This is a genomic window from Marinospirillum minutulum DSM 6287, from assembly GCF_000422325.1.
GTDB lineage: Bacteria > Pseudomonadota > Gammaproteobacteria > Pseudomonadales > Halomonadaceae > Marinospirillum > Marinospirillum minutulum.
In genome coordinates this window covers 161,652-174,042 of sequence record NZ_AULO01000010.1, presented here as the reverse complement: position 1 = coordinate 174,042, position 12,391 = coordinate 161,652, and the positions used below count along the sequence as shown (strand labels likewise).

Annotated in this window: 11 protein-coding genes; 4 read left to right on the top strand and 7 right to left on the bottom strand. The window is 44.5% G+C overall.

Annotated features, from left to right (window positions below; all coding sequences use genetic code 11):
- Positions 1-55: 55 nt before the first annotated feature.
- From H571_RS0104360 to H571_RS0104350, 3 genes are all read left to right on the top strand, one after another.
- Positions 56-637 carry a TRAP transporter small permease gene (locus H571_RS0104360; RefSeq protein ID WP_027848244.1) on the top strand — a complete coding sequence of 194 codons (582 nt, stop codon included), beginning with the start codon at positions 56-58 and terminating at the stop codon, positions 635-637.
- Positions 638-640: 3 nt separating this feature from the next.
- A complete protein-coding gene (locus H571_RS0104355; RefSeq protein WP_027848243.1) occupies positions 641-1,924 on the top strand; it encodes a TRAP transporter large permease in 1,284 nt (427 codons plus the stop codon).
- Positions 1,925-2,040: 116 nt separating this feature from the next.
- On the top strand, positions 2,041-3,771 hold the full coding sequence (locus tag H571_RS0104350) for a potassium/proton antiporter (RefSeq protein WP_027848242.1): 1,731 nt from the start codon (positions 2,041-2,043) through the stop codon (positions 3,769-3,771).
- A 25-nt stretch (positions 3,772-3,796) separates the two neighbouring features.
- Here H571_RS0104350 and H571_RS0104345 read toward each other — a convergent pair whose 3' ends face one another.
- From H571_RS0104345 to H571_RS0104330, 4 genes are read right to left on the bottom strand one after another with little or no spacing between them, the layout of a single operon-like run.
- The gene (locus tag H571_RS0104345; protein ID WP_036217555.1) at positions 3,797-4,912 is read right to left on the bottom strand and encodes a DUF1513 domain-containing protein; all 1,116 of its coding nucleotides are present in this window, start codon (positions 4,910-4,912) and stop codon (positions 3,797-3,799) included.
- Positions 4,913-4,916: 4 nt separating this feature from the next.
- Positions 4,917-6,032, bottom strand: coding sequence for an imelysin family protein (locus H571_RS0104340; RefSeq protein WP_027848240.1), 1,116 nt, complete (start codon positions 6,030-6,032; stop codon positions 4,917-4,919).
- Positions 6,032-7,468 carry a di-heme oxidoreductase family protein gene (locus H571_RS0104335; RefSeq protein WP_027848239.1) on the bottom strand — a complete coding sequence of 479 codons (1,437 nt, stop codon included), beginning with the start codon at positions 7,466-7,468 and terminating at the stop codon, positions 6,032-6,034. The genes H571_RS0104340 and H571_RS0104335 overlap by 1 nt, the downstream gene beginning before the upstream one ends.
- Positions 7,469-7,478: 10 nt before the next feature.
- On the bottom strand, positions 7,479-8,753 hold the full coding sequence (locus H571_RS0104330; protein WP_027848238.1) for an imelysin family protein: 1,275 nt from the start codon (positions 8,751-8,753) through the stop codon (positions 7,479-7,481).
- Between the two features lie 120 nt (positions 8,754-8,873).
- Between H571_RS0104330 and H571_RS0104325 the strand changes: the two genes are divergently transcribed.
- Positions 8,874-10,016 (top strand): cytochrome-c peroxidase, encoded by a 1,143-nt coding sequence (locus tag H571_RS0104325; protein WP_036217553.1) that lies wholly within the window; start codon positions 8,874-8,876, stop codon positions 10,014-10,016.
- A gap of 20 nt (positions 10,017-10,036) precedes the next feature.
- On the opposite strand, the gene H571_RS0104320 is transcribed toward H571_RS0104325, so the two are convergent.
- The 3 genes from H571_RS0104320 to H571_RS0104310 form a co-directional block, all read right to left on the bottom strand.
- Complete coding sequence (locus H571_RS0104320; protein WP_027848236.1) at positions 10,037-10,960, bottom strand: hypothetical protein; 924 nt, start codon at positions 10,958-10,960, stop codon at positions 10,037-10,039.
- A 121-nt stretch (positions 10,961-11,081) separates the two neighbouring features.
- Positions 11,082-11,696, bottom strand: coding sequence for a thiol:disulfide interchange protein DsbA/DsbL (locus H571_RS0104315; protein ID WP_027848235.1), 615 nt, complete (start codon positions 11,694-11,696; stop codon positions 11,082-11,084).
- A gap of 72 nt (positions 11,697-11,768) precedes the next feature.
- Entirely contained in the window at positions 11,769-12,374 is a 606-nt protein-coding gene (locus H571_RS0104310) for a c-type cytochrome (RefSeq protein ID WP_342664329.1), read from the bottom strand.
- Positions 12,375-12,391 lie beyond the last annotated feature (17 nt).

Below are 12,391 nucleotides of genomic sequence, written 5' to 3'. Positions count from 1 at the left end.
ATGGCTATTGGGCTGCCAAGGAAGGTGGCCTAGAGCACTAGGAGGTAGGTAATAGATGGATGATTTATCGCAAGAACCAGATTCGAGTTTACCTGGCTTTTTAGGTCCTATCGACAAGGCAATCAGTTCAGTAGAGTCGGTTATTTTAGCCTTGGGTGTTTTGTTGATGGCACTTAATACGGTTGCAAATATTGTTAGCCGCTTTGCTTTTGGTGAAAGTTTATTTTTTGTTGAAGAAGTAAACCGCATTTTAATTGTGCTAATAACTTTTGCTGGTTTGGGTTATGCAGCAAGGCATGGTCGGCATATTCGTATGTCGGCTTTTTATGACTTGCTCCCTAAAAATATGCGTCGTTACTTAATGATGTTTATTGCCTTTTCAACCGGCGGTGTCATGTTTTTTTTAGGCTGGTTTTCTATTAGTTATGTGCAAGGCGCTTATGCCACTGGGCGCTTGCTTCCCACCTTAAGTATTCCTGTTTATCTGATGTTTTTATGGGTGCCTGTTGGTTTCTTTGTAACGGGGGTTCAGTATTTCTTTACGGGAATAAAAAACTTTACTTCTACCGAAGTGCATCTATCTACTCAAGTACAAGATGGTTATGAAGAAGCTAGCTGTAAAGATAAGGAGATCTAGAAGATGATGTTAATAATGTTGTCTAGCATGGTTCTTCTATTGCTGCTGGGCTTTCCTATGATGATTCCTTTAACAGTGGCGGCTGTTATTGGTTTTGTAATGATGTTTGATGGTTTTGGTCAAATAGATACGTTTATACAGCAAATGTTGGGCGGTATAAGGCCAACGGCTCTCATTGCTGTGCCTATGTTTATTTTTGCTGCCGATGTAATGACGCGTGGGCAGTCAGCTAATCGCCTAGTCGATTTAGTTATGGCTTTTATAGGCCATATTAAAGGTGGATTGGCAGTTAGTACGGCTGCTTCTTGTACCTTGTTTGGTGCTGTTTCTGGCTCTACCCAAGCAACAGTGGTTGCAGTAGGTTCACCTATGCGACCAAGAATGTTGAAGGCAGGCTATAAAGACTCTTTTATTTTAGCGCTGATAGTCAATTCTAGTGATATCGCTTTTTTAATTCCGCCCAGCATCGGCATGATTATCTATGGTGTTATTTCAGGCACTTCAATTGGCGAGCTATTCATTGCGGGTATTGGACCAGGTTTACTGATTTTATTTGTTTTTTCTATCTACTGTGTTATTTACGCAACCCTTAATAAAGTACCGACAGAACCTCGTGCTAGTTGGTCTGAGCGCTTAACAGCGCTACGCCAAGCACTTTGGCCTTTAGGTTTCCCTGTGCTTATTGTGGGTGGTATTTATGGTGGCGTGTTTAGTCCAACAGAAGCAGCGGCTGCCTGTGTGCTTTATGCAGTTATTTTGGAGTTTGTTGTTTTTCGATCCTTAAAAATGGCTGATATTTACAAAATAGCCAAATCAACGGGCTTAATTACTGCTGTGGTATTTATTTTGGTAGCAGTGGGTAATGGTTTCTCGTGGATTATTTCTTTTGCACATATTCCACAAACGCTTTTAGCTGGCATAGGTATTAACGAGGCAGGGCCGCATGGTGTGTTGGTTATTATTGCCCTTACATTTTTTGTGGCCTGTATGTTTGTTGACCCTATAGTGGTGATTTTAGTTTTAACACCTATTTTTGCACCGGCTATAGCAAGTACTGGTTTAGATCCTGTTCTAGTTGGGGTGTTGATTACTTTAATTGTGGCGATTGGTTCAGCTACGCCACCTTTTGGCTGTGATATTTTTACTGCCATAGCTATTTTTAAGCGCCCTTACTGGGAAGTAATTAGAGGTACACCACCTTTTGTTTTTATGTTGGTTCTAGTGGCTGGCTTAATTATTCTTTTCCCGCAAATAGCGTTGTTTTTGAGAGATTTAGCTTTTAGGTAAATTTAGTAAAGGCAAAGCTCAAAAATAACCTTAACGGTTCGCTTTTGTAGCCTAAGTGACACTCGATTTGTGGCATACTAAGTGCCTTATTTTTAGGCTGAAATTAAAGTGCTGATGTGGAAGATTTAAATTCCTGGTTTTTAGTTGTTTCTATTTTGCTGTGCCTAAGTATTTTGGCTACGGTTATTTCTGCACGTATCGGAATGCCATTGCTCTTGGTGTTTCTGGCGGTAGGTATGCTGGCCGGTGAAGATGGTGTTGGCGGTTTAAAGTTTGCCAGCTTTGAAGCGGCTTATGTAATAGGGCATTTAGCTTTGGCGGTTATACTGCTAGATGGCGGTATGCGAACCCGCATGAAAACCTTTAGGGTGGGTTTGCGGCCTGCCTTGGTGCTGGCTACTGGTGGTGTATTAATTACCTCTGGGTTAACTGGCCTGCTAGCCATGTGGATATTTAACCTTTCTATTTTAGAAGGTTTATTAGTAGGCGCTATCGTGGGTTCAACCGATGCTGCTGCAGTTTTCTCTATGCTTAGCGGTAAAGGTGTTAGCCTAAATGAACGGGTAAGTGCCACCTTGGAAATAGAGTCGGGCACTAACGACCCTATGGCTATTTTTCTAACCATCACCTTAATTACTCTGCTAACTCAAGATAATGCCGACCTAGCTAGTGCTTTGCTGATGTTTGTGCAGCAGTTTGGAATCGCTATTCCTATGGGGATTGCCGGTGGTTGGTTTTTTGCACAAGTATTAAAAAAACTACAGCTTTCAACGGGTTTCTACCCCCTGTTAATTACTGGTGCAGGCCTAGCCTTATTTGCTACCACCAATATGCTAGGCGGCAGTGGTTTTTTAGCCATTTATTTAGCAGGCCTAATGATAGGTAACAGCCGTTCGGCCAAGTTAGGGCACGTTTTACCTGTACACGATGGTTTTGCTTGGCTAAGTCAAATTGGCTTGTTTTTAATTCTTGGCTTGTTAGTAACCCCCCATGAAATGCTTGAAACAGCCATACCAGCGACACTGCTTTCTATTGGTATGATTCTAGTTGTACGCCCCATTGCTGTGCTGTTTTGTATTAAACCTTTTTTCAAATTTAGTTGGCGAGAACTTACGTTTATTTCTTGGGTCGGTCTGCGTGGAGCAGTGCCGATAGTATTGGCAATCTTCCCTGTTATCGCTCAGGTGGACAATGCCAGCTTGTATTTTAATATTGCTTTCTTTGTAGTTTTAATGTCCTTGCTGGTGCAGGGGGCAAGTCTGCCTTGGGCGGCACGTTGGTTAAAAGTAGAAGTACCAGCTGGTTTTATGCCTAAAAACCGATCTTTGCTGGGTGTCTTTGCTGAAGATGATTTTGAAACCTTTGTTTATTCCGTAAAAGGCGGCACTTTAGATGGCGTAGAGCTGCGCTGTTTACGCTTCCCTTCTGGCGCACGTATAGCCGCTTTATTCCGTGGCAGAAAACTGATTCATCCTTCGGGTAGTACGCAGCTTAAAGAAGGCGATCAGCTGTGCATTATTGGTCGCGAGTCTGACTTGCCTGTACTGAGCAAAATGTTTAATAGTGACTCTCAACCTGACAAAGAAAAGAACCGTACTTTCTTTGGTGATTTTACTTTATCAGGTGATGCGCCGCTGAAAGATATAGCCGATCTTTACGGGTTAACCATTAGCCCAGAACAAGCTGGACTGACGTTAAGTGAGCTGTTAATTCGCCGCTTTGGTGGTCAAACCGTAGTGGGTGACCAAATGGAATGGCACGGTATTCGCTGGGTGGTGGTTGAAGTTGAAAACAACAAAATTCAACAGGTGGGGCTTAAGCCTTTAAATCTAGAAGTTGCTAGCTAACAGTGAGTCGTTAACTAGCGGTTAGTTAAATAGCCGTTAGGTGGTTATCCCATTGCCATTGGCTGCTTTCTTCTAGCGGTAGAAGCTGTTGTTCACCTGTTAAGGCGCTGAATTGATACACCTTGCCACGCCCTGTGCTAACTAAAAACTCACCTGCTTTATTGGTTGCCGCTAATCCACAGCCATCGGCTGCATAGATGCTTGATAAAAACGCCCTTCGCTGCATATCCCACAAGATAACGTGATTACCTCTGGGTGCAGAAATAGCCGCAAACCTGCCGGAAGTATCAAAGCAAGCGCTGCCACAATAGTGCTTAAGCTGGCTATACAGGCGTTCAGGTAGTGCCATTGAAACAAGGGCTTCACCTTGGCGGTGGGCTAAAACTAGGGGCACTGAATCGGCTGGGTGGCCTTGGTATTGTAAAGCGATAATAACCTGACCATCAGGCGCAACGTCTAGGTGACGAAGGCTACACTGGTGAAATTCATCAGCAAGTTGCTGCTTTTCGATTAACTCACCCGTTTGGCTATTTAAGTAAACCAAAGTGGATTGCATGGTCGCTAGGTTAAGCTTTTCTCGGCCTTTAGTTTTAATGCCACCGTTGGCAACCACCAGCGTTTTACCATCAGGCATCCATAAAAACTCATGGGGTTCTATGCCGTAGGTTGGCAATTCTTTTACCACTTTAAAATCATCGTCTAAATCACGAACCACTAGGTAGCCTTGGTCACTTTCTAAGCGGGTTTCGCTGGTATAAAGGTAGCGACCATCGGGTGATAAAAGTGCATGGCCTTGTAAATAATGGCCAGCTTGAACGGCTAAGGTTGTGATGGCTTGTTGATTGCGGTAGTCATAAATAGCAATAAACTCCCCAGGGCGGCGGGCAAGGGTAAATAACCAGCCCCTGACTGGGTCGGCTAATACTTGATGCGCCCTTGCTGGCAAGGGGTGACTGGTTTGTTTTTGGCCTAAAGCGTTAAAAAAACTGAGGTAATAACCACCCTGCACATTTTTAGCGGCAGAGGCATAAAGCTGCTGTTCAATCACCTGCGTTTCACTGGCTTGGCTTAACTGTGCTTTTGCCAGCAAAGGCGCAGCAGCCAACCAGCCCAGTAGTTGGCGGCGGTTAATGCCTTGCATTGAATTAGTCACCATCACGACTATTAAACCCTAGGTGAATTTCAAGTACTGCCATAGCTAACTGAAGGTTTTTTTGCAGTTCTTCAATTGCTGGGCGCAACTGGCGTAGTTGCTGGTCGGTGTTAGTCATTAAATCTTTTTGATTAACTTCGGGTATTTTTTGAAACTGTTGATTCAGAGTTTTGAAGCTTGTTTCTATCGTGTTGGCTAGGTTTTTTTCGCCTGCTTCCAGCAATAAAGAATACACGCTAACAGGCTTTAAGCCACTGTAAAGCTGGTGCAAGGCTTCTAGGTTGGTGTTGATATTGCGAATGGATTGATTACTGCGCCAAGATTCACTGCGGGTCCAACGGGCTTTCTCAAAGCTACTACCCAGTGGGTAATCCAGCTTGTAATCCATTATCACCTGTAGCGGCTCAGCCAAGGATTTCATTAAAGGAATGGCGGCTTCTGCTGGCGTGTCGTAATAAGGATTGCTGCCTGGGTTTAGCTGCCTTTCTGCTTGAAGCATCCAGTCTTGTTCAATTTCTTTAGCAACCATCGCCATATAATGATTAACACCCATTAAAAAGCGGCAAGAAGTAGTGTTGGGCTGAAGGTTTTCTAGTGCATCGGCATCAAATAGCAGTTTTTCCATGGCAGGAAAGCCTTTTAAGCTAATACTAGAAGATTGAAAAAAGTCATCATTATAAACAGCATCGTCTAGCAGCAAGGCACTGCGAAGTTGGCTAGCACCTGTGCCTCGCTTGTCTGGCCAGTAGTGCAATCCGTAGTTACGCATGAGTAAAGTAACAGGGCCGTATTGAATGTGTTGTATCGCTTGCCATTGGTTCATGGCTGTTTGATAGGCCACTTGTGCTGCTTCTAGCTTGGCTAGCTTTTGTGATTTGGTAAGTTTGCTTGCTTCACACAAGGCATTGACTTGAGTTTGGCTAGCTTCTAAGGCTTGGGTGAGTTGTTGATAGCCAGGAACTACCAACTGGTTAATAGCCGCTTGGTTATACGCTTGCCACTGGTCTTGGCTAGGAGCTGCTAAAGCTTGGCTAGTTGAAGTCAGCACCAAAGCAATAAGTGAGGCTTTGGCAGTGAATTTCGTGGAAAAGATAGGTAAAGATGGCATTAAAGAGACTCCACAAAGTGTATAAGCTGCTGGCGCTGGCTTTTAGGTAAGGCGATAAACTGCTGCTTGGATGCTTCGGCTTCGCCACCGTGCCAAAGAATGGCTTCTTGAATAGAGCGAGCACGGCCATCGTGTAATAGCTGCGAATGACCACTAATAAGCTGGGTTAAACCCACACCCCAAAGCGGCGGTGTGCGCCATTGGCTGCCACTGGCTAAAAACTCGCTATGATTATCGGCAAGACCTGCGCCCATGTCATGCAATAGTAAATCAGTGTAAGGCCAGATGCTTTGGTTTTTTAAGAGTGGCAGTGCATTTTTTGCAGTGGTGTAATTAGGGCGGTGGCAAGCCGCACAATCCAACTGTTTAAAAATTTTTTCACCGGCTAATACTTGGGCATCTTGGGCGTTACGCCTAGGTGGAACAGCTAGGGTTTGAGTGTAAAACTCCAGCACTTGAGTCATAATCGGTGAAGCTTCTACACCGCCTAAATGTTCGCTATTACCATCGGGCAGTAATCGGCAGTCGGTTTGTGCGCTAGTGCAGCCGCCATAACCTTGCGGAAAAATAGTTGTTGAAATACCAATATCTTCAATAAAAGCCGCCGCATTTTGCTGCTTTAAGTTGGGTTGAATTGCCTTCCAGCCAAAGCGCCCTACCACAGTTTTTTGTAATTGATGATCCCACACTTTATTAAGTTTGCCGCTAATTTCAGGGTGCTTTTGCTGGGTTGCTACATTTTTTTCTAGTTCACTTTCTGGAATGGCTTCTAATAAACCTAGGCCTAACATGGGTGGTGTAACGCGGGCTGAGGTGCGTAATTGCGGGTGTAAGTCACCATAGGCTAGTTGGTCAATGAAATAATGAGGTTGGCGCAGCTCCACTTCTTCGCCACCGGCAAGGGTGAGGGTTGAATAGGTATAGGTTAGGCGAACTCGACCCTCAGCAGCCAAGCCTTGAATGGACTGGTCTTGTAATTGTGCACCGTAAACAGGCTCAGGAATAGCAGCAAGCTTGCCACTGGGGTCTTCTGAATTTTGTGGCGGAATGCTTAAACGTAAAAATAAAGAGCGAGCATTGCTTTGGGCTAGGTCAGGTTCAGGCGGTTTGCCACGACCATTATTCACATGGCAGCGCAAGCAAGAACGGGCATTGTAAAGCGGCCCTAAACCATCACTAGCGGTGGTAGAAGAAGGTGAAGAAACCCAGAGTTTGCCAAAAATTGCCTCACCTAGATTAAAATTCATCCGCTCTTCAAGTGACATATTTGCTGCAGGCTGTGAAAAAGCATGTTTGCCCTTCAGGCTAGCAGCGGTTGTTTCGCCTCCAGGCAATAAAGGGTTTGCATTAAGCCAAGAAGAAGCAACCAACAGTAGAACCAAAGTTATTAGTCTACTGCGGATTGCTAAACTGGCTAACAAGGGTTTGTTAGTCATAAATTAAGGTTTACATCACGCTAGCTGGGTTGTCTAGGCTATCAGAACCTTCAAGTTCAGTATTCTCTATACCAAGCAAGCTCATTACGGCTTCAATTGAGCGAGTTTGTGTGGTTAAACCATCCACCAAGCCTTGCACTAGGGTATTGCCTTGTTTGTTGCCTGCGGCAATTAACACATCAAAAGGTGAGCCTTGTTCTGCTGATTTAACAATAGCTGAAGCGGCATTTAAAGAAGCATCTAGCTCTGCACGTAACTGTTTATCGAGTGCAGCATCCTTAGCTTTTACTAGGTCTGAGAGGCTAGGGCCTTTAACTTTGCTACCATCAACACGGGTGTATTCGCCTAGGTAAACATTACGAATGCCTACCACATCGTAGAAGTGGGAGTTGTGCGTGTTATCTGAGAAGCAGTCGTGCTCTTCTTCTGGGTCATGCAACATAAGGCCTAGTTTGGTTCGCTCACCCGCAAGTTCACCGTAAGACAGGCTACCCATACCAATTAAAATAGTGGCTAAACCACCCTCTGTCCCCTTAGCGGCTAAGGCTGCACGTGCTTCGCCACCTTCTTGCCAGTTAGCAGCCATTTCTTCTAGGTCACTAATCAGTAAATCTGTCGCTACGCTTAGGTAGTCACGGCGACGGTCACAGTTACCACCAGTACAGTTATCTAGGCTGTAATCAGTAGCTGGGCGCTCGCCTGAACCGGGTTCAGTGCCGTATAAATCCTGACCCCAAAGCAAAAACTCTATAGCGTGGTAACCGGTGGCTACGTTAGCTTCAATTTCATCTGCTTCGTGTAGGGTTTCAGCAAGTAGCTCAGCAGTTATTTTGCTGGTATCAATTTTTTGGCTGCCTAAACGTAGGCTGGTATTGGCAATTACGTTGGCGGTATAAAGTAGGTTTTCATCAGATTCTTCGCCATAACTGCTGGTATCTACGTAATCAATTAAGCCTTCATCTAAAGGCCAAGCATTGACTCGTCCTTCCCAATCATCAACGATTTCATTACCAAAACGGTAAACTTCAGTTTGTTGGTAAGGCACACGTGAGGCTATCCAGGCTTCACGTGCAGCTTGTAAATTAGCTTCCGTTGGATTCGCTAACAAAGCATGAACTTTAGTACGCAAAACCTTTGCAAGGGCAACTGAATCGCTATACCCAGCTTCAGCTATTTCACTATAAGTCGTTAATATATCAGCAGGTTCAGCAGGTTTAGAAGGTGTTGTTAATGAAGCGCAGCCGGTTAAACTGAAGGCTAGCGCTAGTCCTGTAAGTAGACGCATAAAAAAAGATCCTTTAGAGGTGTGAAAATCGTTGTTAACGGTAACACTTCTCATTATGATTGGAAATAATTAATTTAATAAAAATCGTTATCATTTGGTATGATTTAAAAGGAAATTAAAATGTTCAGTAGGCACACCCTTGTTTTGCTCGGATTAGCTTTTGCTTTGCCAGCAACAGCTAACACCTTGGCAACCCAAAAAGAACACCTAGGCCAACAGCTATTTTTTGACACAGCCTTGTCTAAGAATTTCACCCAATCTTGTGCTAGCTGTCACCAAGTAGGTCAAGCCTTTGTCGATAAGCGTGGTCAGGGTGTTGCGGCAGCAGTTTCCTTGGGTGATGACGGCCATTCTTTGGGCGACCGTAATGCACCCACAGTCACCTATGCGGCAGCTATTCCACCCTTTCATTTAAAAGCTAATGGCATTTATGCTGGTGGTTTATTTTTAGATGGAAGAGCAGCAACCTTGGCAGAACAAGCCGAAGGACCGCCACTCAATCCGATTGAAATGGGTATGACCTCTGCTGCTGAAGTGGTTGCACGCCTAAAACTGAATTCTAACTATGTTGCCGCCTTTAAACAGTTGTATGGCGAACAGGTATTTGCAGATTCAGATACCGCTTATAAAGCGATGGCAGATGCAATTGCTGCTTTTGAAAGAACCGCTTTGTTTAATCCTTATGACTCTAAATATGACCGTGAACAACGCGGTGAATACACCTTTACTGATGAAGAAGAATTGGGGCGTACTTTGTTTTTTTCGCAGCAATTTACTAACTGCAACCAATGTCATCAGTTAGAAACAACGCCTAACCGTAGCGGCGAAGTGTTTACCAACTTCGAGTACCACAATATTGGCGTACCAGAAAATAAAGCGCTGCGGGCTATGAATGGGGTGAAGGTGTTAGATGAGGGTTTGTTTCAGCACCCAGACGTAAACGACCCTGCCCAGCGTGGCAAGTTTCGTACTCCAACCCTGCGTAATGTGGCAGTGACTGGCCCATATATGCATAACGGGGTGTTTGAAGACTTACGTACGGTGGTACTGTTTTACAACAAATTTAACAGCAAGGCAGCTAAACGGCAGATTAACCCTGAAACGGGTGAGCTTTGGGGTGAACCAGAAATAGCAGAGAATATTTCAATGGATTTGCTAACGATGGGGCCGGCTTTAGATGACCGACGGATAGATGCGTTAGTAGCTTTTATGAAAACACTGACTGATCAACGTTATGAGCATTTGTTAAAAGCCAAGCAATAGCTTAGAAAGTTGAAGTTTGCTTAATCTTTAGGTGGAAAAAGGCTAGTGTCTTGATTGCTAGAGGCGCTAGTTTCCTGTTCTTCTTCTGTTGCTTGCTCGGCCTCTTTGGTTTGCTGGTCAGCATTATTTTTTTGCTGGGCATTTTCTTCAAGCAGGTCTGGATCAAAATCCATAGATTCAACAAATTTATCTTCTTTTTCTTGTTGTAACATTTCCTGATAGCCGCGTAGCGCTTCAACCATATACTCATGGTAGGCTCGCGTATCTTGTAGGGTGCGCAGGTTGGCTAGTAGGGTGTGTTCTTTTGACATTAAAGCTAGGCGCTTAAACTTTCTAGAGCCTAAGCGCGGGTTGTACTCGACTAGTGGATAAATACGATGCATGTAACCTAATCGACCTTCTAGGTTACGAATGTATTCAATTAGGTCACGCTTTAAGCGTTTGCGCTGGGTTACTAAAGCTGGGTAGCGGTTAAGAGAAGGGAAGTAGCTCATCATGCCAGCACCGTGGGTTAGCCAAAGTACAAAGGCAATGCCACCAGCAATACCACCAACCCAAGGGCTGGTTAAGCTTAGAAGGCTAGCAAGAAAAAGAAAGAGCGCCGAACCCAAAGCTATAAACCACAGAGTTCTAGCACGCTTAGCAGCATAAAGCTCGTGGTCTGTTGGGAAGTCTAAGAGCGAAAGCAAGTCATAGTCTAGGCTTTCAAGTTCAGCATAAAGTGCACGTCTTTCTGCTTCTAAACGCTGCTTTTCAGCCTCTTCTCTTTCTTTGATTTTTTTCTGCCGCTCTTCTTCTTCCCAGAGAAGGCGTTCTTTTTCTCGGGCAGCACGACTTTCCTTGGCTTCTTCAGAGTTGGTTTTCTGATTAGTAGCCCAAGTATCCTGATCTTTTGATCTACTACCCAAAGGTGTAGAGTCTATTCCATAATTATCGTCTGGCATATTCACAGCAAAACCACTGTGTATCTAGTAGAAGGTAGATACGCATGATAAATGTTTTGTTGGTGCTTGTCCGTTTCAACCTGTAACACGCAACATAACTTTGCAGTTATTTGTAGCGCACTTAGCGTGATTTACGAAGCTCGGCAATAAGCTCATCGGCTACTTTTAGCATATTGGCTAAACTGCCAGCTGACTTACCATCAACAACGTAGCGACCATCAATAACAATGGCAGGCACACCAGTAACACGGTAAGCCTTTAGGCGAGCTAGGTCTTGGCGCAAACGGCTTTCTACACCAAAGCTGGCGTAAAGCTGATTTACCTGTTCACTTTTTGCGCCATAGCGTTCAAAAAACTTGCCTAAGGCTCGCTGACTGCCAAGGTTGGCATTTTCTTGATGGATAGCGTTAAAAAGTCCCATGTGTGCCTGTTCGCTTAAATCTAAGGCATCCATAATGTAGTAGGCACGAGCTAGGTGTTCCCATTGCTTATTAAAAGCAGCTGGCAGGTGTACAACTTCAATATCTGAATCTTGTTGTGCTGCCCAGGTTTGTAAAAGTGGCTCTAGCTGATAGCAATAGGGGCAGGTATAAGAGAAAACAGAGGTCACTTCAATTTTATCAGGCGCAACCTGTAAGGGTGCTTGATCTTTTAGGGTGGTATAGCCTTGAGCAAATGCTTCGATTGAAAGCAGGCTGAAGGTAATGAATAGTAGGTTGCGAAGTGTTTTCTTCATACATAAAACTCCAAAACAGAAAGGGGTGTTGCCACCCCTTTCTGGTTATCTTTAAAAAGCTATTTTGAGCTATTAACGGTTAGTACCGTGTAGACCATACATGTAAGAGGCAACGGCTTCCATTTCTGCATCAGACATTTTTTCTGCGATTAGGCGCATCATCGAGTTAGGGTCATTGGTACGCTCACCCGCACGGAAGGCTGTTAGCTGGTTAACTGTGTAAGTTGGGTGTTGGCCAGAAACTGCTGGGAAGGCTGCTGGCTTGTTACCACCGCCATTGGGTAGGTGACAAGCAGTACAAGCAGGAATGCCTTTAGCCATATCGCCTGCACGGTAAAGATTGCGGCCTTTTTCTGCTAAAGCTGGGTCAGTTTGACCTAGGTTAGCTGGCTTGCTGGCATAAAAGTTAGCAATTTCACGCACATCTTCATCGGTAAAATGATCAACCATACCAACCATTTCTGGAATATCACGACGACCATCGCGAATATCAATAATTTGTTTGTATAAATAGTTGCTGCCTTGGCCAGCAAGATTAGGCCAGTTAGGAACCATGCTGATACCTTCACCGCCATGGCAAGCCGTACAGGTAGCTGTTTTCATTTCTACGCTTTGTGCATTGGCCATTCCAGCAACACCAGCAGCTAGAGTTAGGCTTAACAGTAGTTTTTTCATCATCGGTTGGGTCTCGTCTT

Bases quoted from the DNA above. Each gene is read 5' to 3' on its own strand.
- H571_RS0104310 (WP_342664329.1), bottom strand. From the start codon at position 12,374: ATGATGAAAAAACTACTGTTAAGCCTAACTCTAGCTGCTGGTGTTGCT.
- H571_RS0104335 (WP_027848239.1), bottom strand. From the start codon at position 7,468: ATGACTAACAAACCCTTGTTAGCCAGTTTAGCAATCCGCAGTAGACTA.
- H571_RS0104360 (WP_027848244.1), top strand. From the start codon at position 56: ATGGATGATTTATCGCAAGAACCAGATTCGAGTTTACCTGGCTTTTTA.
- H571_RS0104330 (WP_027848238.1), bottom strand. From the start codon at position 8,753: ATGCGTCTACTTACAGGACTAGCGCTAGCCTTCAGTTTAACCGGCTGC.
- H571_RS0104355 (WP_027848243.1), top strand. From the start codon at position 641: ATGATGTTAATAATGTTGTCTAGCATGGTTCTTCTATTGCTGCTGGGC.
- H571_RS0104320 (WP_027848236.1), bottom strand. From the start codon at position 10,960: ATGCCAGACGATAATTATGGAATAGACTCTACACCTTTGGGTAGTAGA.
- H571_RS0104345 (WP_036217555.1), bottom strand. From the start codon at position 4,912: ATGCAAGGCATTAACCGCCGCCAACTACTGGGCTGGTTGGCTGCTGCG.
- H571_RS0104315 (WP_027848235.1), bottom strand. From the start codon at position 11,696: ATGAAGAAAACACTTCGCAACCTACTATTCATTACCTTCAGCCTGCTT.
- H571_RS0104325 (WP_036217553.1), top strand. From the start codon at position 8,874: ATGTTCAGTAGGCACACCCTTGTTTTGCTCGGATTAGCTTTTGCTTTG.
- H571_RS0104340 (WP_027848240.1), bottom strand. From the start codon at position 6,032: ATGCCATCTTTACCTATCTTTTCCACGAAATTCACTGCCAAAGCCTCA.